The following is a 19,889-nucleotide window of genomic DNA, read 5'->3' as shown; positions in this document are numbered from 1 at the left end:
GGTGGGTCGAGACCCACCACTCAAAGCCGCCAATTCGAGCTGAGCAGCTTCGAGACGCCGCTTTGACTGAGAGCCTTTAACCCCCTCCAACCGACGCGGCAGTTTGGAACCTCACCGTTCGAGTCAATGCCATTGAAAGGTGGGTCTAGACCCACCCTATGACGTGCGCGAGGCGATCTACGAGTAAACCGCCAAACACAAACGCCAGGTATTTGATCGAATAAAAGAACAGCCCGCGCGCGACTTGTTCGTCGTGCGTGCGGTACAAGCGCCAGCTGCGCAGCACGAAGCCGGCGTTAAACCAGCAGGCGATAGCAAGGTACAGCCAGCCGCTCATGCCGATGGCAAACGGCAACAGGCTGACTGCAAACAGCGCCAGCGCATACAGCAGGATCATCTGGCGCGTATAGGCCGGGCCGTGGGTGACCGGCAGCATCGGCAGCCCGGCCTTTTGATAATCGAGGCGGCGATACAGCGCCAGCGCCCAGAAGTGCGGCGGCGTCCAGGTATAGATCAGCAAGAACAGCACGGCTGCTTCCGGCGGCACGGTGCCGGTGACGGCGGCCCAGCCCAGCACCGGCGGCATCGCCCCGGCCGCACCGCCAATCACGATATTTTGTGGCGTGGCGGGTTTCAGCCAGCGTGTGTAGACCACGGCATAGCCAAAGAAAGTGGCCAGTGTCAGCCACATGGTGAGCGGGTTGGCAAAGGTGGCTAGCAACCACAAGCCCGAGCCGGTGAGCGCGGCCGCATACAAACCGGCTTCCCACGGCAACACCGTGCCTTTGGCGGTGCCGCGGCGCGCGGTGCGGCTCATGACCGCATCGCGTTTATGTTCGACCAGGCAATTGACCGCCGCCGCCCCCATCGCCACCAGCGCAATGCCCACCAGCGAGATCGCCACATGCGACGCCACCGCCCATTGCGGCGTGGCTAGCAGCGCCCCGGCGGCGGCACAGAACACGATCAGGCTGACGACGCGCGGTTTGCCCAATTGCCAGAATTCAACGAAGCGCGAAGGCGCGACCAGCGTTTGCGTAGCCATGGATTTCCTTAGGCCGGCGTAACCGGGCCAGTAACGTAATCAGCGTCAGCAGCAACAATGCTGCGCCGCCGTTGTGTGCCACCGCCAACGGCAGCGGCAAAGACAACTCGACATTGGCCACGCCCAGCGCCACTTGCAGCACCAGCGCGGCCAGCAAGGCCAGCGCAAACGGACGCGCATCGCGCCACAGCCGCAACACCAGCGCCAGCACCAGCAGCGTCACCAGCAGCGCGCCGCAGCGATGCAGCCAATGGATGGCGGCCAGATGATCGATGGTGAGCGGGTTGCCGGCGGCGGTCAGGCCCAGCGCACGATCGGGCCGCAGCGCATCCAGCAAACCGGGCGCGGGCGCAAAGCTGCCACGACAAGCCGGAAAGCCATCGCATGCCAGCCCGGCGTAATTGGTCGACACCCAGCCACCCAGCACAATCTGGATGGCCACCAGCGTCAGCGCCAGCCAGGCCACGCCGCGGGTCTCTGCCGGCAAGGCAATCGGCGCCAGCGTGCTGCGCGCGGCCAGCGCAGTCAGTAGCGCCAGCATGCTCATGCCACCCATCAGATGCGCGGTGACCACCACCGGCATCAGCTTGAGCGTGACCGTCCACATGCCCAGCAAGGCTTGCAGCACGATCACCAAGGGCGGGGCCAGCACCAGCCACACCGGGGCCGAGCTGGGCGCGCGTTTGCGCAGCAGCGCCAGCGTGAGCGCCAGCACCAGCAAGCCCAGGCCGCCTGCGGCATAGCGGTGGATCATTTCTTTCCAGCCTTTGGCGGGCTCGACCGTGCCGCCAAATTGCGCGCTGGCTTTGGCGATTTCATGCGGCGCTTCGGGCACCGTCAGATGGCCGTAGCAGCCGGGCCAGTCCGGGCAGCCCAGGCCCGCGTCGTGCAGGCGCACCCATGCGCCCAGCATCAGCAAACAGAAGGTCCAGACCACGGCCACCCACAACAACAGGCGCACGCGCGGACTGACAGCGGGACTGGCGCTCAGCATCTCAACCCAAGCCTTCGTTGGTTTTAAGCACGCGGCCAATTTCGGCCATGGCTTTTTTGCGGCCGTCGTTATCGGCGATTTTTTCGGGCTGGTAATGCATCACCAGATTGCCTTGCGGATCGATCAGATACAGCCCGGCCTGGCGGAACATATTGTGCGATTGCAGCAGCGCCACATCGCTATCCAGATTGGCGCAGTTGGCGGTGGAGGCGCGCTGGATACGTTGCGCTTCTTGCCCTTGCGCCAGCCGCATTTGCCGCGTGGCGAAAATCAGATCGCGCTGGCGCGCGGTACAGCCTTGCGGATCGGCCGCCACCAGACGCCAATGGCCGGTGGCGGGCACGGCGGCCGGTTGGGCCAGCAGCGTGCCGTAGCTATAGGTGGTGTCGGGCCGCCAGGCGTGGAACAGAATCTGCGCCGCCACGATGGGCAGCAGCGTCATGCCAAACAGCGTTAACAGCGTTTTCTGGCCGCGATTAAGCACCATATTTGCGCGCCTCCTGGCGTAGTTGCTGCTCTTGCTGCTGGCGGAATTTGCGCCATAAAAAGATGCCGGCGATGCTCATGCCCCACCACGTCAGCATGTAGCCCACGTGGCGCATCGGATTGAAATCGGGTTCGGTGGCGTCCAGGATCAGCGAATCGCCGCCGCTGCGCTGGCGCGCAAACCATTGCGGTTGCGCCAGGCCCGACCAGTCGGCAAAGCGGCTGGCGGTGATGTTCTGGAACACGCGGCCTTGCGGCGGCGTTTGCGCCAGTTCAAAAAAACGCGGCCACGGCATGGCTTCGACCATGGGCGCGGCAGTGGGCGGGAGTTCGTGCGCGGCCTGCATTTTCCAGCCGCGGTTGACCAGCACCAGGCTGCCATCCACCAGCCGGAATGGGGTGATCACTTCATAGCCATTGGCGCCGTCAAAATCGCGGTGATCCAGATACAGCGTGTATTGCGGCAGCCACTGCCCCACCAGTTGCAGACGGCGGTACAGCGGCGGCGGCGTGCCGGTGCCCCACAGCAAAGCGGGCTCGGCGATGCGCGCGGCGTACTGGTCGGCCAGGCTTTGTTTGTACAGCGCCCGCGCGGCTTGCCATGCGCCCAGGCAGACGGTTAACAGCACCAGCAGCCCCATACCCACCAGCGCACGGCGGCCCGGCGCACGGCGGGCGCGCGGCAAGTCGGTGCGGCGTGTGCTACGGTTTGCATCGGAGGAACTTGCCATGAAAATAGTCATCGCCCTGCTCTTGCTGGTGGTTCTGTTTGCCCTCGGCCGCGCGCTGTTGCAACTGGTGCGCGGTCCTTCCGGGTCGCCGGCGCTGGTGCGCTCTTTGACCATCCGGATTGCGGTCTCGGTGTGTCTGTTTATCTTGCTGTTGCTGGCCTGGTACTTTGGTCTATTACAACCGCACGCCGCATAAGGCGGCGTCTACGCCCCGCTGATATCCGTGCGGGGCGATTCCTACCCACTGCTTTGCATTGGCCCGGTGCGCGGCCCTTGCGTGCCTTTGCAGTGTGTGTGGCATAACCAAAATGTGCGTTGCCCTTCGGGTAACGCACCCTACGCCTCTCTTCGGACACGCCTGGCAAGAACGTCCGTAGGGTGCGTTACCCGTAGGGCAACGCACATTTCGAGGCGCAGCCTCGGCGCGGTACGCGCCATCCACTTTCCAACACAACCCGACAACGCATAAAAACCTCATAGGGTGGGTCATGACCCACCACCCAAAGTGGCATATCAAAGCCATCACGTTCGAATCGACGGCTTTGGCTGGTGGGTCATGACCCACCCTATGCGCTTGCATTCTGTTAACTCATAGGGTGGGTCTGGACCCACCACCCAAAGTGGCATATCAAAGCGGCCACGTTCGAATCGGCGGCTTTGGTGGGTGGGTCGTGACCCACCCTATGCGCGATCTATAAGCAATACACAAAAATAAACAGCCCCAGCCAGACCACGTCCACAAAGTGCCAGTACCACGCCGCGGCTTCGAAGCCGAAGTGATGCGCCGGGGTGAAGTCGCCTTTGATTACACGGGCCAGCATCACGCTGAGCATGATCGCGCCCACCAGTACGTGCATGCCGTGAAAGCCGGTCAGCATAAAGAAGGTCATGCCGTACGCGCCCGAGGCCAGCGTCAAATGCATTTCGGTGTACGCGTGGTGGTATTCCTTGACCTGCAGGCACAAGAAGATCACGCCCAGCAGCACGGTGGCGGCCAGGCCCAGGGTCATCTGGCGACGGTTGTTTTTAACAAAGCCCCAGTGCGCAATGGTCACGGTAATGCCCGAGGTCAGCAGCAAACCGGTGTTGATGGCGGGGATGCCGACGGCTTCCATCGGCGTATACGGCGCCACCTTGGGGCCGGACAGCGCGGGCCAGACCTGGTGGAACATCGGCCACAGATAATCGTGGGTATCGGAGAACCAGCCGAGTTCGGGCACCGACACCACACGCGTATAAAACAGCGCGCCAAAAAAGGCACTAAAGAACATCACCTCGGAAAAGATGAACCAGCTCATGCCCCAGCGGAACGAGTAATCCACCTGCGGGCCGTAATCGCCATGGTTGGATTCGCGGATTACATCGCCAAACCAGCCAAACAGCATGCCGATCAGCACTAAAAATCCCAAACCCAGCGCGTACCAGCCAATCGACACATTGTTGATGCCAAACGCCGTGCCCGCCGTAATAAAGAACAGCGCCAGCGAGCCCATGATCGGCCACTTTGACGGCTGCGGTACAAAGTACGGCGCGTCATGAATTCCGTTTTCTACGTTCATTGCTGCTTCCCTCTTTGTTCAGCACCACATCCGTAGGGCGGGGGCAACCACTGATCAAACCCGCGGTTTGATCAGTGGCTGCCCTGGCTGCTCACCAACACGTGCACCAGCCCTGCCACAGCCAGTGCCAGCACCAACGCGCAAAAGAATGCGGCGAAGATGATCTGACCCGGCTTCACTTTTTGCGCTTCCGCGCTCTTTCGCCCCCGCACCCCAAAAAACGCGGCCAACACGGCCTTGAATGCTGCAATCATGTTGCGGCCTTCGCGATGGATTGCGTGGTCGCTGTGGTCTGCTGCTTGCCACCATCCAGACCAAACACCGTGTACGACAAGGTGATGGGCCCCAGCGTGGGCGGCAGATCGGACTTGAGCACCAGCACCACCGTCACCTCGCGCACTTCGCGCGGCGCCAGGTGGATGGCATCAAAACAAAAGCACTGCACCTTTTCGACATAGCGCACCGCAGACGACGGCGCATAACTCGGCACTGCCCGCACGCCCAACGGCGTGTCCACCAGGTTGCGCAGCTCGAAACGCGCTTTCATCAGGCCGCCAGCGTGGCCTGCGCGCCGGGCGTCCAGCGCGCGAATCTGCATCGGCACACCCGCCGCCACATTGCTATCGAACAACACCTGCTGCTGCCACCCCGCCACCGGTGCATCGGCCACGGCGGTGCGGTCTTGCTGGATGCCCATCACGCGGCAGAACACGTTGTAGAACGGCACCATGGCAAAGCTGAACCCCAACATCGCCAGCACCGCCAGCAGCAAGCGGCGCGCGGTGCGGCGATTGCTTTGGTGTCGTTGCAGCGCCAGGCTGGTCATGGCTAGTTACCAAACAGCCAATGCCGCAACACGATGCCGATAAAGAACATCAGCGCGATGCTGGCCATGATCAGCGCGGTGCGGAAATTCTTGCTCACCGCAGTTCCTCCACATGGGTGGATTCTTCCAGGCCCTGCGCAATCAGACCCTCGCGCACCAGCGCCAGCGAAGGCGGCTCGGTCCAGGTGTGATGCGGTGCGGGGCAGGCGACGTCCCATTCCAGCGTGGTGGCGCCATCCCACGGCCGTTGCGGCGACGGGCCGACGCCACCGCGGATGGTGTGGATCACGTTGTACAGAAACAGGATTTGCGCAAAGCCGAACAAAAACGCGCCCACGCTGGCCACTTCGTTAAAGGTGGTGAACTGCAGCGCGTAATCGGGAATGCGCCGTGGCATGCCCGCCAGGCCGAGAAAATGCATCGGAAAGAAAGTGATATTGAAGGCGATCATCGACCACCAGAAATGCAGCTTGCCCATGCGTTCGCTATACATATTGCCGGTCCACTTGGGCAGCCAGTAATAAGTAGCGCCAAACAGGCTGAACAACGCGCCCGCCACCAGCACGTAATGGAAGTGCGCCACCACGTAATAGGTGCCATGCAGCTGGATATCGACCGGGGCCAGCGACAACACCAGACCTGACATGCCGCCGATGGTGAACAGACACAAAAAGCCGATGGCAAACAGCATGGGCGTCTCGAAGGTCATCGAGCCCTGCCACATGGTGGAAATCCAGTTGAACACCTTCACGCCCGTGGGCACGGCGATCAGCATGGTCATAAACATATAAAACAGCTGCGCCGTGGCCGGAAAGCCCACCGCAAACATGTGATGGCCCCACACCATAAAGCTGAGGATGGCAATGGCGCAGACCGCGTACACCATCGAGACATAACCAAACAGCGGCTTGCGGCTGAAGGTGGGCAGGATCTGGCTAACCACGCCAAACGCCGGCAGCGCCATGATGTAGACCTCGGGGTGGCCGAAGAACCAGAACACGTGCTGGAACAGAATCGGATCGCCCCCGCCTGCGGCATTAAAAAAGTGCGTGCCGAAGTGGCGATCGGTCAGCAGCATGGTGACCGCGCCAGCCAGCACCGGGGCGACGGCAATCAGCAAATACGCAGTCACCAGCGACGTCCAGGCAAACATCGGCATCTTGAGCAACGTCATGCCCGGTGCGCGCATATTCAGGATGGTGGTGACGATATTGATCGAGCCCATGATCGACGACAGGCCCATCAAGTGGATCGCGAAAATGCCGAAATCCATGCCTGCGCCCAACTGGACAGACAAGGGCGGGTAGAAGGTCCAGCCCGCGCCGGGGCCGCCACCGGGCACAAACAGCGAGATGATCAGTAGCATGGCGGCGGGCGGCAGCAGCCAGAAGCTCCAGTTGTTCATGCGCGCAAACGCCATATCCGGCGCACCGATCATGAGCGGGATCATCCAGTTCATCAGCCCGGTAAACGCCGGCATGATGGCGCCGAACACCATGATCACGCCGTGCAGCGTGGTCAGCTGGTTAAAGAATTCGGGCTGCCAGAACTGCATGCCGGGGCTGAACAATTCAGCGCGGATGCCCAGCGCAAAGGTGCCGCCCAGCAAGAACATGCTGAATGCAAACCACAGATACATCGTGCCGATATCTTTGTGGTTGGTGGCGTACACCCAGCGCCGCCAACCGGCCGGGGCGTGATGATGGTCGTGTGCATCGTGCCCGCCGTGACCATGGTCCGCGCCATGGCCGTGGTCGATAGGGTGCGCCGGGTTCAGTGCGTCGGTGGTGGTGGTCATATCGCTATCCCCCGGTTACTTGCGAGCCGCTTTGACTTCCGCCGGCAGCACAAAGTCGCCGGTGTGATTGCCAAAGCTGTTGCGTTCATAAGTGATGACCGAAGCCACCTCGACATCCGACAAGCCGGCCCACGACGGCATCGCGTTTTTGCCGGTCAGCACGATATGGATGTGGCCTTCTTTGGGGCCGGTGGCAATCTTGCTGCCTGCCAGCGCCGGGAACGGCCCACCGCCCTTGCCGTCCACTTTGTGGCAAGCCGCGCAGTTGCTTTCAAACACTTGCTTGCCGCGCGCCAGCAGTTCGTCTTTGGTCCATTTCTTGTTGGGGTCGTCCTGCGCGGCTTTGGCCTTGGCTTGCTGCGCGGTCACCCAGGTTTTGAAGTCGGCATCGCTGACCACCTTGACCACAATCGGCATATAGCCGTGGTCGCGCCCGCACAATTCGGTGCACTGGCCGCGATAGGTGCCGATGTGTTCGGCAGTAAACCAGGTATCGCGAATAAACCCGGGAATGGCATCTTGTTTGACGCCCAGCGCCGGCACATACCAGCTGTGGATGACGTCATTGGCGGTGGTCAGTATCCGCACGCGCTTGCCCACCGGCACCACCAGCGGTTCGTCCACTTCCAGCAAATACAGCGGATTTTTGGGCGGTGCGCCGTCCTTGTAGTTTTCGATCTGCGCGCGCGGGGTGGCCAGCCGGCTTTTGTAGCCAAAGCCGTAATCCATATAGTCGTAGCCCCACAGCCATTGGTAGCCAGTGGCCTTGATGGTGATGTCGGCGTTGGTGGTGTTTTTTTGCGCCAGCACTAGCTTGGCGGCGGGAAACGCCATCACCGCCAGGATCAGCGCCGGGATGATGGTCCACGCCACTTCGACGGCGGTGTTTTCATGAAAATGGCGAGCCTGATGCCCCACGCTGCGGCGATGTTTAAAGATGGAATAGAACATCAGCCCGAACACCACCACAAACACCACCACGATGATCAGCATGATCCACGTGTGCAGGTCATTGATATGGCTGGCGATAGGCGATTGCGGGGTCTGGAACGTGTACGGGCTTTCAGCAAGGGCAAACGACGGCGTACAGGCCGCCGCCATGGCGCAGAGTCGCCTGAGCTGCATCAGAAACCTCCAGTGGCTGTTTTATACCCGGCCGGCTGGTCTGACCGCTCATTCCGTTAACGCGCACACGCCATGCTGTCTGTTCTTGCTACACAGGCAGGCTGCAATGGACGTGATGCGCTAGCGGGTAAGTCTCCAGTTCAGCTTATCGGTACCGGCTTTTTATGTAGTGCCGGCTATACGGGCTACTCAATTTCTAGCAAACACTGACGCAATTGCAAGCAAGTGTTGTATCAGTGAGAACGCATGCACCGTTTTGCTGCACCGCTCATCTGATGCGTGTTTCGTTTTTGGGCGCAGCGGATAAACCTTAACTCAGCCACTGCAAGTGGTACCCGCATTTAAGGAGATAAATCATGGACTTGCACATGCACGGTCTCGATGATCACTTCACTTTGCCCCAAACCGACAAGGTAAGCGCATCCCGGCCGCTCGAATGGCTAAAACTAGGCTGGCAAGACTTCCGCCAGCATCCGCTACCCAGTCTGGGCTATGGGCTTTTGATCGCCATTGCGGGCTGGCTTGTGTTGGCGGTGGCTTCTAACTACACCTATCTGACCTCCACCAGCATTACCGGCTTTATGTTGTTGGCGCCTTTGGGGGCGGCCGGTATCTATGAATTAACCAGCGAACGCGAAGAAGGCCGACCCACTTCATTTGCCCAATCCCTGCACGATTTGCTCAAGAACCTGGGCCAGATTGCGTTTATGGGCGTGGTGCTGGGGTCGGTGGCCATCGGTTGGGAACGCGTGTCCTGCATACTGTTTGCACTGTTTTATGGCGGCGAAGCCGTTAACCTGCATTTCTTCTGGACGGCGTTGCTGGGCGAATACTGGATGTTTACCGCAGCCTGGATCTTTGGCGGCTTTGTGCTGGCCTGCCTGACTTTTGCGCTGACTGCCGTGTCGATTCCAATGCTGGCCGATCGCGAAGTGGATGTGGTCACCGCCATGATGACCAGCCTGCGGGTGGTGATGGAAAACCTGCCGGCGATGATTGTATGGGCCGCCATTATTGTGGCGCTGACTGCAATCGGCTTTGCGACTGGCCTGTTGGGGCTGATTGTGTTGTTCCCGCTGCTGGGCCACGCCACGTGGATTGCATATAAAGAACTGGTGCACTAGAACGATATGCATGCAAAACGCGGGTAATGCGCGCCACCGCTGATCCGATGACCGATCCATAGAGTGGGTCATGACCCACCCCTCAATGCCATGGAAAAAAAACGCCAGATGCGATCTGCTTCGTGGCGCTGGATGGTGGGTGGTGACCCACCGTATGACAACGGGACAGCAACTTGCACCGCATCAAAAAGAAAGGTCAGGCATAGCGCCTGGCCTTTTTTGTTGTCGATGTAGTCGTACGCGTTACGCGTACTTGCTTTTGCAACCATTGCGCTTGATCAAACCGGGCCGGACAAAAAAGCGTGGTCTGGCACGGCGCGTGCTTTAATCACGCCGTCATGTTTCTGGCCATGCATACGGGTTTTCCCCGATAACGCTGGCTGGAACCTGCACCAAGAATTGCGCCCACACGTTCCCACAAGGAACAGTTGATCGCTATTTACAGACACACAGACATGGAGTGAACAGGGATGAAGAGCAAGGCAGGTTTGGCGCTGGCACTGGCGCTGGCTTTCTCCGCAGGCGGCGCAATGGCCGCAGGCAAAACGCTGATCTTCTGCTCCGAGGCCAGCCCGTCCGGCTTTGACGCAGCCCGTTACGTCACCGGCACAGACTTTGATGCTTCGGCCGAAACCATCTACAACCGCCTGGTTGAATTCGCTCCTGGTTCCACGCAAATCCGCGCTGGCCTGGCCGAAAAATGGGATGTCAGCAGCGACGGCCTGACCTACACCTTTACGCTGCGCAAAGGCGTCAAGTTCCACACCACGCCGTACTTCAAGCCCGGCCGCGACTTTAACGCCGATGACGTGGTGTTCACATTCTCGCGCTTTACCAATAAAGACCTGCCATTTAACAAAGCCACCAATGCCACCTATCCGTATGCGTCGGATATGGGCATGGATACCAACATCACCAAGGTAGAAAAGGTTGATCCGTATACCGTCAAGATGACACTGAAGACGGTGGACGCGGCCTTCCTGCAGAACCTGGCGATGTCGTTCTCTTCCATCGTTTCGGCCGAATATGCCGACCAGTTGCTGAAGGCCAACAAGGCCGACCAGATCAACACGCAACCCATCGGCACCGGCCCGTTTGTGTTTAACGCGTACCAGAAAGACAGCGTAATCCGCTACAGCGCCAATCCGGACTACTGGCGTAAAGGCGAAGTGAAGATCGACAAGCTGATTTTTGCGATCACCACCGACCCGTCGGTGCGTTATCAGAAACTGCAAAAGGGCGAGTGCCAGATCATGGCGCAGCCGCGCCCGGCCGATCTGAAAGCCATGGCCGCCAACCCGGCGCTGAAGGTACCGAGCCAGGCCGGCTTTAACGAGGGTTATATCTCGTACAACGTCACGCACAAGCCGCTGGACAAGGTGGAAGTGCGTCAGGCGCTCGATCTGGCCGTCAACAAAAAGGCCATCATCGACGCGGTTTACCAGGGCGCTGGCCAGCTGGCCACCAACCCGATGCCGCCTACCCAGTGGTCGTACAACAAGTCGCTCAAGACCAACAGCTACGACGTGGCCAAGGCCAAGGCACTGCTGGCCAAAGCCGGCCTGGCCAATGGTTTTGAAATTACCCTGTGGGCGATGCCGGTTTCGCGGCCGTACAACCCCAACGCCAAGCTGATGGCCGAAATGATCCAGAACGACTGGAGCAAGATCGGCGTGAAGGCCAAGATCGTCACCTACGAATGGGGCGAGTACATCAAGCGTGCGCGTGCCGGTGAAGACGACGCCATGCTGATCGGCTGGACTGGCGACAATGGCGATCCGGATAACTGGCTGGGTTCGCTGCTGAGCTGCGCTGCCGTCGAAGGCAACAACTACGCCAAGTGGTGCGACAAGGGTTTTGACGATCTGGTGGTGAAGGCACGCACGCTGACCGTGCAAGCTGACCGCGCCAAGCTGTATGAGCAAGCGCAAACCATCTTCGCGCAGCAACTGCCGTTCTCGCCGGTGGCGCACTCCACGGTGTATCAACCGATGCGCAAAGAAGTGGAAGGCTTCAAGATCAGCCCGTTTGGTCTGAACTCGTTCTACGGCGTGAGCCTGAAGTAAGCCGCCCGTTGCAGTACATCAAGCCGGCCGGGTACGCGTTGCCTGGCCGGCTTTGTCTATGTGGGCGGCAGTGCTTTTGCCGCTTGCAGTTCGACCTGGCGCGCGCTTGCCGCCAATGTGTTGTTTGTTATTCCGGAGCCCATCCGTCTCATGATCCGCTTTCTATTACGACGCATCGGCGTGGTCATCCCGACCTTTTTAGGGATTACGCTGCTGTCGTTTTCACTGATCCACATGATCCCGGGCGACCCCATTCTGGTCATGATGGGCGAGCGCCATATCGACCCCGAGTTCTACAAGCTGTCGATGCACAACCTCGGCCTGGATCAGCCGTTATACATGCAGTACTGGCACTACCTGATCAACGCGCTGCACGGCAATCTGGGCCTGTCGGTGCGTTCGCAAGTGCCGGTGATGCAGGAATTTCTGACCTTGTTCCCCGCCACGGTTGAACTGTCTTTCTGTGCCATGGTGTTTGCGGTGCCCGTCGGCCTGGCCGCCGGCATGATCGCCGCCATGCGGCGCGGCAAAGTGGCTGACCATGGGGTGATGACCGTGGCGCTCGCTGGCTACTCGATGCCCATATTCTGGTGGGGTTTGATGTTGGTCATGCTCTTCTCGGTCAAGCTGGGCTGGACCCCGGTCTCTGGTCGCATTGATCTGTTGTACGACATTCAGCCGGTAACTGGCCTGTTGCTGGTTGATACGCTGATGGCCCACGATTTTGATGCTTTCAAGTCCGTGGTCATGCATCTGATTTTGCCCTCGATCGTTCTTGGCACGATTCCGATGGCCGTCATCGCCCGGATGACTCGCTCCGCCATGCTTGAGGTGCTGCGTGAAGACTATATCCGCACGGCACGCGCCAAAGGCCTTTCGATGGCGCGCATCGTTCTTGTTCACGCGCTGCGCAATGCGCTGATGCCCGTGGTCACTGTAATCGGTCTTCAGGTCGGTACTCTGTTAGCCGGTGCAGTCCTCACCGAGAGCATTTTCTCGTGGCCTGGTGTTGGCTCGTGGCTGATCAATGCGGTTGGCGCGCGCGATTACCCCGTGGTGCAAGGCGGCATTTTATTGGTTGCCACCCTGGTCATTCTTGTTAACTTGCTGGTCGACATCCTGTATGGGGTGATCAATCCGCGTATCCGCCACGCGAGGTAAGCATGGCCGAAGTCATTAAAACCGTGGAACCAGACCACGGACATCCGTCACCGCTGCGCGAATTCTGGCAGGCCTATAGCGCCAATAAAGGCGCGCTGCTTGCGCTGATCTATCTGCTGATACTGGTGCTGGCCGCGATCTTTTCGCCGCTCGTGGCACCGCATTCACCGATCGAACAATTCCGCGACTTTATGTTGACCCCGCCTTCCTGGCTGGAAGGCGGCCATGCGCGTTTTATATTGGGGACCGACGAACTGGGCCGTGACATCTTGTCGCGGCTGATTGATGGCGCGCGGCTATCGCTGTCGATCGGCCTGATTTCTGTGGTCGTCTCACTTATACCCGGCATCGTGCTGGGCTTGCTGGCCGCTTTTTACCCGGGTTGGTTGGGCACCACCATCATGCGGTTAATGGACATCATGCTCGCGCTGCCTTCGCTGCTTTTGGCGATCGCAATCGTCGCCGTGCTCGGGGCGGGCATGCAGAACACCATCTTCGCCCTGGCCATTGTGGGCTTGCCCTCGTATGTGCGGTTGACCCGCGCAGCGGCCATGACTGAAATGCATCGGGATTACGTTATTGCGGCCCAACTCTCGGGCGCAGGCAAGTTACGCCTGATGTTTGTCACCATTCTGCCCAACTGCCTGGCCCCGTTGATCGTGCAAGCGACGCTCGGATTTTCTTCGGCAATTCTGGATACGGCGGCGTTGGGCTTTCTGGGTTTGGGTGTACAAGCGCCGTTGCCCGAGTGGGGCACCATGCTGGCTGCGGCTCGCGACTACATTGAACGTGCGTGGTGGGTTGTTACCATGCCAGGCCTGAATATTCTGATTACCGTACTGGCGCTCAACCTGATGGGCGACGGTCTGCGCGATGCGCTCGACCCCAAACTGAAAAGGCTGGCGTAATGGCATTACTCGAAATCAACAAGCTGTCGGTTGAATTCGGCAGCGCCGCACATCCGTTCCGAGCCGTCTCCAATGTCGATTTGTCGGTGGATGCCGGCGATATCGTTGGCGTGGTGGGCGAATCGGGTTCGGGCAAAAGCGTGACCATGCTGGCGCTGATGGGCCTGATCGACGCCCCCGGCCGTGTCACCGCTGATGCGCTCAACTTTGACGGCAAACCGCTGCTGAACATGAAGCCCGCGCAAAAGCGGCAAATCGTCGGGCGCGATATCTCGATGATTTTCCAGGACGCGCTCACCAGCCTTAACCCGGCGTACACCGTGGGTTTCCAGCTGATCGAAACGCTGCGCCAGCACACACCGTTGCGCGGCGATGCGCTGAAACAACGCGCGCTGGAACTGCTGGAACTGGTCGAAATCCCCGATCCCAAATCGCGGCTGAATGCTTATCCGCACCAGTTGTCCGGCGGCATGAGCCAGCGCGTGATGATTGCGATTGCCATCGCCTGTAATCCCAAACTGCTGATTGCCGATGAGCCGACCACGGCGCTCGACGTGACCGTGCAGCAACAGATTATGGAGCTGCTGCTTAATCTGCAGAAAAGCCAGGGCATGGGCCTGATCCTGATCACCCATGATCTGGCCGTGGTGGCCGAAGTGGCCCAGCACGTGGTGGTGATGTACGCGGGCGAAGTGGTGGAAAAGAGCCCGGTGACTGAAATCTTTGATCGCCCGCGCCATCCGTATACCCAGGCTTTGCTGGCCAGCATCCCGGAACACAGCAAGGGCGCCGAGCGCCTGCATACGCTGCCGGGTGTGGTGCCAGGCCAGTACGACCGCCCCAGCGGCTGCCTGCTGTCGCCGCGTTGCCCCTATGTGCAAGACCGCTGCCGCACCGAACATCCCGATCTTTATCCAGCTGGCGCGGCCGTCGCGCGCTGCTTTTATGCGCTGGACGATGCAGGACGCCCTACCCATGTCTGAAACGCTGACTCCCCAATCCCCGGCTGAAACGGTGCGCCCGATCCTGATCGCGCGCGAACTCAGCAAGCATTACGCGGTATCGCGCGGCTTTTTGCGCGGCCATGCCACGGTCAAGGCGCTCAACAATGTGAGTTTTGAGCTGGCGCCGCAACGCACGCTGGCCGTGGTGGGCGAATCGGGCTGTGGCAAATCCACGCTGGCGCGCCAACTGACCATGGTGGAAACGCCCAGCGGCGGCTCGCTCAATATCGATGGCACCGAAGTCGCCACGGCCAATGCGGCTGAACGCAAAAAGCTGCGGCCCAAAGTACAGATGGTGTTCCAGAACCCGTACGCCTCGCTTAATCCACGCAAAAAGGTCGGCACCCAGCTGGAAGAACCGCTGCTGCTCAATACCGACCTGACCGCGCAACAGCGCGAACAACGCGTGCGCGAGATGATGACCCGCGTCGGCTTGCGGCCCGAGCATTATCACCGCTATCCGCACATGTTCTCCGGCGGGCAGCGCCAACGCATCGCGGTGGCGCGCGCGATGATGTTGAACCCGGAAATCCTGGTGGCGGATGAGCCGACCTCGGCGCTCGATGTATCGATCCAGGCGCAGATCCTCAACCTGTTTATGGATTTGCAGCAGGAGTTCGGCACGGCGTATGTGTTTATCAGCCATAACCTGTCGGTGGTGGAACACGTGGCCGATGATGTGATGGTGATGTACTTCGGCTCCGCCGTTGAATACGGCCCGCGCGCCGCGATCTTCGAGCAGCCCTTGCATCCGTACACGCGCGCGCTGATGCAGGCTACCCCGGCCATCCGCCAGGAAAACCGCAAAACCCGCAACCGTCTGCAAGGCGAACTGCCCTCGCCGATCAATCCCCCCAGCGGTTGCACCTTTCATACGCGCTGCCCGTACGCCAACGACCATTGCCGTGCCGTGGTGCCCGAACTGCGCCCGATTGAAGGGCGCCTGGTCAGTTGCCATCGCGTGGAAGAGATCCTGGCAGGCACGGCCGCGCCCAAAAACTGAGCACACAATAAAAGAAATGCACGAAAGGCTTGCCAAGGGGAAATATCTCTGACATACTCGCCTTTCTCTGTCGCGGGATGGAGCAGTTGGCAGCTCGTCGGGCTCATAACCCGAAGGTCACAGGTTCGAGTCCTGTTCCCGCAACCAATACCAGACAAAAAGCCCAGCTCATTGAGTTGGGCTTTTTGTTTTGCTGTTCGACTCTCTTCCTGCCTGCTTTGCTGCCTGTGCGCACCAACAGCAACCCGCACCAACGCCCCACGTCATCCATACTGCTGCTGCAGCCGTTCTATGCAGAACCCACCTGTTAGCGCACAAGGAATGCAATGACCTGGTCCGCCCGGCAATACAGCGCCTTTGAAGCAGAACGTACCCGCCCGGTGCGCGATCTGGTGGCGGCCATCCCGCCGCTCGAAGTGCGCCGCGCTGTTGATCTGGGCTGCGGCCCGGCTAATTCCACCGAAGTACTGGCCGAGCGCTTTCCCGCCGCGCATATCGTCGGCATTGATAGCTCGGACGATATGCTGCGCGCCGCGCGCCAGCGCCTGCCCAACGCGCACTTCGAATTAGCCGATATCGCCGACTGGCATGCCGCTGCAGCGGTCGATGTCATCCTCGCCAACGCTTCGCTGCAATGGTTGCCCGACCACGCCACGCTTTATCCGCGGCTGCTGCAGCAACTCCAGCCCGGCGGTGTGCTGGCGATCCAGACCCCGGACAATCTGGATGAGCCCGCGCATGTGTTGATGCGCGAGGTCGCTGCCGCTGGTCCGTGGGCGGATCGCATCGCCGCGGCGCAACAGCGTCCGCGCCACGACGCGCGCTTTTATCACGAGCTATTGCGCCCGTACTGCCGCAATGTCGATATCTGGCGCACCACCTATTACCACGCATTGCCGGGCGGCCCCGCTGCGATCGTCGACTGGTTTAAAAGCACCGGCTTGCGCCCGTTTCTGGCGCCGTTAACGCCGGATGAGCAAGCGGTCTACCTGGCCCGCTATCTGGCTGCCATCACCCAGGCGTATCCTGCCTTGGCCGATGGCAGCGTGCTGCTGCCGTTTCCGCGCCTGTTTATCGTGGCGCAACGCATTTAACCTCTGAGTATCCATGGCCAGACTGCATCATTATTTTCATGCGCGACCGCGTTTGCTGGTGGCCGTGGCGGCGGGCGTAATCACCTATGCCCTGCTCGATTTCGCAATCAATCAGGACACGCTCACCAGCGTGCTCTGCGGCTGGAACGTTACCAGTTGGCTGTATCTGGCCGTGCAGTGGTTTCATATGTTGCAGGCCGACGCCGAACGCATCCGCCGCGTGGCCAGACTGCAGGATGAGAGCGCCGCCACCGTGCTCAGCATCCTGAGCCTGGGTTCAGCCGCCAGCCTGATCGCCATCATGCTTGAGCTGTCCGGCGTCAAGGATCTGACTGGCATGGCGCGCGTGCTGCACCTGGCGCTGACCGGCGCCACGCTGGCTGGATCGTGGTTATTGATCGCCACCTCGTTTACCAATCATTACGCGCACATGTATTACGGCGGCGATGGCGAAGCGCCACAGCGCCATCTGGCCTTTCCGGACAAAATCGCCGAGCCGAAGTATTGGGATTTTTTATACTTTGCCATCACCATCTCGGTGGCCTCGCAGACTGCCGACATCGCGGTATGCAGCACGCGCTTACGCCGGGTGGTGATTGCGCATGAGCTACTGGCCTTCTTGTTTAATCTGAGCATTCTCGGGCTGTCGATCAATGTGGGGGCCAGCTTGTTGTCGTGACCCGCGCCCGGCGTCAGCCATGCAAAGAGCCACCGCGTGCGGTGGCTCTTGGTCTGGTGGTGGACAGCCTGCTCAAGCGCCGCCGCCGCCCTGGCCGTCGGCCACCACTTTGCCGGGCGCCGCGTGGGTGGGCGCAGCCACTTTGACCGGCGCCACTGCGGGCGCGGGCGCCGTCACTGCCGCCAGCGTCGTTGCGGTCATTTTCGATTCCGGCAATCCCGCCTGGCCCAGACCGATGCGTTGCGCCTCGTTGGCGGCGTACACCACCTGATCATCCACCGCGTACAGCCAGCATTTGCTGTGCGCGGTCGCTTCGCAATTATCCAGCGCGGTTTTCATCGCCTTGGCGCCGTAACCGATGCCAAAGCCGTTTTTGCCGTTGACCGCAAACGCACGCGGCGGCAGGCGCTCCAGCCAGGTTTGATATTCGCCGATGTCTTCCAGCGCCAGCGGCGGCGCGGCAATGTCATCGACGCTGGCAAAGTGCGTGGCCGCAGGCACTGTCCATTTGTGCGCATTGCCTTCTACCCAGAAACCATTGGAAGGCGGGGAAACAAGGGGCTGGGCAGGTGCCGGATCAGCCGCAAAAGCGCTGCCCAGCACGCCACACAACAGCAGGGCGATATGGATTTTCAAGATGAGCCTCGTCGTGTTCTGGTCGTTATCGATCGGGGTATTGGCAGGTAACGCGCAGTGCGCGCGTCAGATGCCGCCAGAGTGGCAATGCCATTCATGGGCGGCAAGACCCAACCATCCCCGATAGATGGAACGCGCGAACGACGGGCTACAAAGCCTTATGCCGCGCGGCTTGCAGCGCACTGGCGCCCGCACACCACCGCCCGGCTCCGACCGATGTCAGGCCTTTTCCACAATCGAAATCGAGAAGCCGTCCCAGCCTTTGCTGCCCACGGTCTGGATGGCGGTGCTGGTCAGACCCGGTGCGGCCAGTTGTTGCAGAAAGGTGCGCATGCCGGCCACCCCAGGATCGGCATTGCTGGCATCGAGCACGCGGCCCTGGCGCACCACGTTGTCGCCAATGATGACGGTGCCCACGCGCGATAACTGCTGCGACAGCGCCAGGTATGCCGGATTGTCGTCCTTGTTGGCGTCGATAAAGATCAGATCGAACGGCGCGGTCTGGTCTTTGATCAGTTGGGTCAGCGTTTGCGTGGCCGGGCCTTCCAGTACGCTGGCACGATCGGCCACGCCCGCCGCAGCCAGATGTTGCCGCGCCAGTCTGGCGTAGTCGGGGTTCAGTTCCAGCGACACCAGTTGGCCATCGGCAGGCAAAGCGCGCGCCAGCCAGATGGTGCTATAGCCGCCCAGCGTGCCCACTTCCAGAATCCGCCGCGCGCCGCTGATACGCGCCAGGATGTGCAGCAACTTGCCCTGGTTGGCGGTGACGTTGATATCAGGCATGCCGGCGGCCTGGCTTTGCGCCAACGCCAGGCGTAGCGCGTCGTCTTCGGGCGCCAGGAGTTGCGAAAACCATTGATCGAGGTGAGTCCATTGCGTCTGGTTCATACAAGCTGATCCGGAAGTGGCCGAGAGCGGCCCTGCCAGCATAGACAGCGCCGGGCGCATTGCCGAGGCACAGATCGGCAAATCGGGTATCGCTACAGCATGCCAATGGCCTGAGCGCGATAGGGACGTTTGAGCGGCTCAAGCGCGGCGCAATAAAAAAGGCCTCCCAGCAGGAGGCCTTTTTAACAACCACGTCAGCGCAAGACTTAGGCCTTGTGATGAGCGTGCTTGTGAGCGTGGTGATGATGATGCTTGGCTTGGGCTTTTTGTGCAGCCGATGCAGCCGAAGCCTTGTGCTTCTTGGCTTGAGCCTTTTGTGCAGCCGACGCAGCCGAAGCCTTGTGCTTCTTGGCTTGAGCCTTTTGTGCAGCCGATGCAGCCGAAGCCTTGTGCTTCTTGGCTTGCGCCTTTTGTGCAGCCGATGCAGCCGAAGCCTTGTGCTTCTTGGCTTGAGCCTTTTGTGCAGCCGATGCAGCCGAAGCCTTGTGCTTCTTGGCTTGAGCCTTTTGCGCAGCCGATGCAGCCGAAGCCTTGTGCTTCTTGGCTTGAGCCTTTTGTGCAGCCGATGCAGCCGAAGCCTTGTGCTTCTTGGCTTGCGCTTTTTGTGCGTCAGAAGCGGCGGTGGTCTTGCTGGCGGCGTGGTGCTTCTTCACGTGGTGATGAGCAACCGGGGCGCTGGCAGCAGCAGATGCGTCAGCAGCAAAGGCCGGTGCTGCGAACAGAACACCGACGGCGGTAGCGATAGCGATCAAAGATTTCATG

General features: G+C 60.5%; 22 protein-coding genes and 1 tRNA gene. 10 read left to right on the top strand and 13 right to left on the bottom strand.

What is annotated here, in order from left to right; translation table 11 throughout:
- Window positions 1-145 precede the first annotated feature (145 nt).
- From cyoE to ACYQ1A_RS11940, 4 genes are read right to left on the bottom strand one after another with little or no spacing between them, the layout of a single operon-like run.
- Window positions 146-1,045 carry a heme o synthase gene (gene cyoE, locus ACYQ1A_RS11955; RefSeq protein WP_499362273.1) on the bottom strand — a complete coding sequence of 300 codons (900 nt, stop codon included), beginning with the start codon at window positions 1,043-1,045 and terminating at the stop codon, window positions 146-148.
- The gene (locus ACYQ1A_RS11950) at window positions 1,005-2,039 is read right to left on the bottom strand and encodes a COX15/CtaA family protein (protein WP_499362271.1); all 1,035 of its coding nucleotides are present in this window, start codon (window positions 2,037-2,039) and stop codon (window positions 1,005-1,007) included. The genes cyoE and ACYQ1A_RS11950 overlap by 41 nt, the downstream gene beginning before the upstream one ends.
- 1 nt (window position 2,040) lies before the next feature.
- A complete protein-coding gene (locus ACYQ1A_RS11945) occupies window positions 2,041-2,526 on the bottom strand; it encodes a redox-active disulfide-containing membrane protein (RefSeq protein WP_499362269.1) in 486 nt (161 codons plus the stop codon).
- Complete coding sequence (locus tag ACYQ1A_RS11940) at window positions 2,516-3,256, bottom strand: SURF1 family protein (protein ID WP_499362267.1); 741 nt, start codon at window positions 3,254-3,256, stop codon at window positions 2,516-2,518. The genes ACYQ1A_RS11945 and ACYQ1A_RS11940 overlap by 11 nt, the downstream gene beginning before the upstream one ends.
- On the opposite strand from ACYQ1A_RS11940, the gene ACYQ1A_RS11935 reads away from it, so the two are divergent.
- Window positions 3,255-3,452, top strand: coding sequence for a DUF2909 domain-containing protein (locus ACYQ1A_RS11935; RefSeq protein WP_053939665.1), 198 nt, complete (start codon window positions 3,255-3,257; stop codon window positions 3,450-3,452). The genes ACYQ1A_RS11940 and ACYQ1A_RS11935 overlap by 2 nt on opposite strands.
- A 496-nt stretch (window positions 3,453-3,948) precedes the next feature.
- On the opposite strand, the gene ACYQ1A_RS11930 is transcribed toward ACYQ1A_RS11935, so the two are convergent.
- The 6 genes from ACYQ1A_RS11930 to coxB all read right to left on the bottom strand — a co-directional run bounded on the left by ACYQ1A_RS11930 (window position 3,949) and on the right by coxB (window position 8,564).
- Window positions 3,949-4,815 carry a cytochrome c oxidase subunit 3 gene (locus ACYQ1A_RS11930; protein ID WP_499362265.1) on the bottom strand — a complete coding sequence of 289 codons (867 nt, stop codon included), beginning with the start codon at window positions 4,813-4,815 and terminating at the stop codon, window positions 3,949-3,951.
- Between the two features lie 71 nt (window positions 4,816-4,886).
- Window positions 4,887-5,069: a DUF2970 domain-containing protein gene (locus ACYQ1A_RS11925; RefSeq protein WP_053939663.1), complete on the bottom strand. Its 183-nt coding sequence runs from the start codon at window positions 5,067-5,069 to the stop codon at window positions 4,887-4,889.
- Window positions 5,066-5,641, bottom strand: a complete 576-nt coding sequence (locus ACYQ1A_RS11920; protein ID WP_499362263.1) for a cytochrome c oxidase assembly protein — start codon at window positions 5,639-5,641, stop codon at window positions 5,066-5,068. The genes ACYQ1A_RS11925 and ACYQ1A_RS11920 overlap by 4 nt, the downstream gene beginning before the upstream one ends.
- Window positions 5,642-5,643: 2 nt before the next feature.
- The gene (locus ACYQ1A_RS11915; RefSeq protein ID WP_236692088.1) at window positions 5,644-5,739 is read right to left on the bottom strand and encodes a cytochrome oxidase small assembly protein; all 96 of its coding nucleotides are present in this window, start codon (window positions 5,737-5,739) and stop codon (window positions 5,644-5,646) included.
- Window positions 5,736-7,439 carry a cytochrome c oxidase subunit I gene (gene ctaD / locus ACYQ1A_RS11910; protein ID WP_499362260.1) on the bottom strand — a complete coding sequence of 568 codons (1,704 nt, stop codon included), beginning with the start codon at window positions 7,437-7,439 and terminating at the stop codon, window positions 5,736-5,738. The genes ACYQ1A_RS11915 and ctaD overlap by 4 nt, the downstream gene beginning before the upstream one ends.
- Before the next feature lie 15 nt (window positions 7,440-7,454).
- Window positions 7,455-8,564, bottom strand: a complete 1,110-nt coding sequence (gene coxB, locus ACYQ1A_RS11905) for a cytochrome c oxidase subunit II (RefSeq protein WP_499362258.1) — start codon at window positions 8,562-8,564, stop codon at window positions 7,455-7,457.
- A gap of 356 nt (window positions 8,565-8,920) precedes the next feature.
- Here coxB and ACYQ1A_RS11900 point away from each other — a divergent pair, with 356 nt between their 5' ends.
- The 9 genes from ACYQ1A_RS11900 (at window position 8,921) to ACYQ1A_RS11860 (ending at window position 17,603) form a co-directional block, all read left to right on the top strand.
- Complete coding sequence (locus tag ACYQ1A_RS11900) at window positions 8,921-9,688, top strand: DUF2189 domain-containing protein (protein ID WP_499362256.1); 768 nt, start codon at window positions 8,921-8,923, stop codon at window positions 9,686-9,688.
- 470 nt (window positions 9,689-10,158) lie between these two features.
- A complete protein-coding gene (locus ACYQ1A_RS11895) occupies window positions 10,159-11,754 on the top strand; it encodes an ABC transporter substrate-binding protein (RefSeq protein WP_499362254.1) in 1,596 nt (531 codons plus the stop codon).
- 150 nt (window positions 11,755-11,904) lie between these two features.
- Window positions 11,905-12,915, top strand: coding sequence for an ABC transporter permease subunit (locus ACYQ1A_RS11890; protein WP_499362252.1), 1,011 nt, complete (start codon window positions 11,905-11,907; stop codon window positions 12,913-12,915).
- A gap of 2 nt (window positions 12,916-12,917) precedes the next feature.
- Window positions 12,918-13,823 (top strand): ABC transporter permease subunit, encoded by a 906-nt coding sequence (locus ACYQ1A_RS11885; protein WP_499362250.1) that lies wholly within the window; start codon window positions 12,918-12,920, stop codon window positions 13,821-13,823.
- Window positions 13,823-14,806, top strand: coding sequence for an oligopeptide/dipeptide ABC transporter ATP-binding protein (locus tag ACYQ1A_RS11880; protein WP_499362248.1), 984 nt, complete (start codon window positions 13,823-13,825; stop codon window positions 14,804-14,806). The genes ACYQ1A_RS11885 and ACYQ1A_RS11880 overlap by 1 nt, the downstream gene beginning before the upstream one ends.
- A complete protein-coding gene (locus tag ACYQ1A_RS11875; RefSeq protein WP_499362246.1) occupies window positions 14,799-15,830 on the top strand; it encodes a peptide ABC transporter ATP-binding protein in 1,032 nt (343 codons plus the stop codon). The genes ACYQ1A_RS11880 and ACYQ1A_RS11875 overlap by 8 nt, the downstream gene beginning before the upstream one ends.
- Window positions 15,831-15,901: 71 nt before the next feature.
- Window positions 15,902-15,977 (top strand) — tRNA-Met (locus tag ACYQ1A_RS11870).
- Between the two features lie 179 nt (window positions 15,978-16,156).
- A complete protein-coding gene (tam, locus tag ACYQ1A_RS11865; RefSeq protein WP_062223206.1) occupies window positions 16,157-16,924 on the top strand; it encodes a trans-aconitate 2-methyltransferase in 768 nt (255 codons plus the stop codon).
- Window positions 16,925-16,937: 13 nt separating this feature from the next.
- The gene (locus tag ACYQ1A_RS11860; protein ID WP_499362244.1) at window positions 16,938-17,603 is read left to right on the top strand and encodes a DUF1345 domain-containing protein; all 666 of its coding nucleotides are present in this window, start codon (window positions 16,938-16,940) and stop codon (window positions 17,601-17,603) included.
- A gap of 72 nt (window positions 17,604-17,675) precedes the next feature.
- Here ACYQ1A_RS11860 and ACYQ1A_RS11855 read toward each other — a convergent pair whose 3' ends face one another.
- The 3 genes from ACYQ1A_RS11855 to ACYQ1A_RS11845 form a co-directional block, all read right to left on the bottom strand.
- Entirely contained in the window at window positions 17,676-18,239 is a 564-nt protein-coding gene (locus tag ACYQ1A_RS11855) for a hypothetical protein (RefSeq protein WP_499362242.1), read from the bottom strand.
- Window positions 18,240-18,458: 219 nt separating this feature from the next.
- Window positions 18,459-19,127: an O-methyltransferase gene (locus tag ACYQ1A_RS11850; protein ID WP_062225817.1), complete on the bottom strand. Its 669-nt coding sequence runs from the start codon at window positions 19,125-19,127 to the stop codon at window positions 18,459-18,461.
- A gap of 206 nt (window positions 19,128-19,333) precedes the next feature.
- Window positions 19,334-19,888, bottom strand: a complete 555-nt coding sequence (locus ACYQ1A_RS11845; RefSeq protein WP_499362240.1) for a hypothetical protein — start codon at window positions 19,886-19,888, stop codon at window positions 19,334-19,336.
- Between the last annotated feature and the right edge of the window lies 1 nt (window position 19,889).

Source organism: Silvimonas sp. JCM 19000, assembly GCF_054652575.1.
This window is presented reverse-complemented; position numbering and strand designations above follow the sequence as displayed.

Coding starts and splice junctions, on each gene's coding strand:
- cyoE (WP_499362273.1), bottom strand. CDS start 1,045: ATGGCTACGCAAACGCTGGTCGCGCCTTCGCGCTTCGTTGAATTCTGG.
- ACYQ1A_RS11950 (WP_499362271.1), bottom strand. CDS start 2,039: ATGCTGAGCGCCAGTCCCGCTGTCAGTCCGCGCGTGCGCCTGTTGTTG.
- ACYQ1A_RS11945 (WP_499362269.1), bottom strand. CDS start 2,526: ATGGTGCTTAATCGCGGCCAGAAAACGCTGTTAACGCTGTTTGGCATG.
- ACYQ1A_RS11935 (WP_053939665.1), top strand. CDS start 3,255: ATGAAAATAGTCATCGCCCTGCTCTTGCTGGTGGTTCTGTTTGCCCTC.
- ACYQ1A_RS11940 (WP_499362267.1), bottom strand. CDS start 3,256: ATGGCAAGTTCCTCCGATGCAAACCGTAGCACACGCCGCACCGACTTG.
- ACYQ1A_RS11930 (WP_499362265.1), bottom strand. CDS start 4,815: ATGAACGTAGAAAACGGAATTCATGACGCGCCGTACTTTGTACCGCAG.
- ACYQ1A_RS11925 (WP_053939663.1), bottom strand. CDS start 5,069: ATGATTGCAGCATTCAAGGCCGTGTTGGCCGCGTTTTTTGGGGTGCGG.
- ACYQ1A_RS11920 (WP_499362263.1), bottom strand. CDS start 5,641: ATGACCAGCCTGGCGCTGCAACGACACCAAAGCAATCGCCGCACCGCG.
- ctaD (WP_499362260.1), bottom strand. CDS start 7,439: ATGACCACCACCACCGACGCACTGAACCCGGCGCACCCTATCGACCAC.
- coxB (WP_499362258.1), bottom strand. CDS start 8,564: ATGCAGCTCAGGCGACTCTGCGCCATGGCGGCGGCCTGTACGCCGTCG.
- ACYQ1A_RS11900 (WP_499362256.1), top strand. CDS start 8,921: ATGGACTTGCACATGCACGGTCTCGATGATCACTTCACTTTGCCCCAA.
- ACYQ1A_RS11895 (WP_499362254.1), top strand. CDS start 10,159: ATGAAGAGCAAGGCAGGTTTGGCGCTGGCACTGGCGCTGGCTTTCTCC.
- ACYQ1A_RS11890 (WP_499362252.1), top strand. CDS start 11,905: ATGATCCGCTTTCTATTACGACGCATCGGCGTGGTCATCCCGACCTTT.
- ACYQ1A_RS11885 (WP_499362250.1), top strand. CDS start 12,918: ATGGCCGAAGTCATTAAAACCGTGGAACCAGACCACGGACATCCGTCA.
- ACYQ1A_RS11880 (WP_499362248.1), top strand. CDS start 13,823: ATGGCATTACTCGAAATCAACAAGCTGTCGGTTGAATTCGGCAGCGCC.
- ACYQ1A_RS11875 (WP_499362246.1), top strand. CDS start 14,799: ATGTCTGAAACGCTGACTCCCCAATCCCCGGCTGAAACGGTGCGCCCG.
- tam (WP_062223206.1), top strand. CDS start 16,157: ATGACCTGGTCCGCCCGGCAATACAGCGCCTTTGAAGCAGAACGTACC.
- ACYQ1A_RS11860 (WP_499362244.1), top strand. CDS start 16,938: ATGGCCAGACTGCATCATTATTTTCATGCGCGACCGCGTTTGCTGGTG.
- ACYQ1A_RS11850 (WP_062225817.1), bottom strand. CDS start 19,127: ATGAACCAGACGCAATGGACTCACCTCGATCAATGGTTTTCGCAACTC.
- ACYQ1A_RS11845 (WP_499362240.1), bottom strand. CDS start 19,888: ATGAAATCTTTGATCGCTATCGCTACCGCCGTCGGTGTTCTGTTCGCA.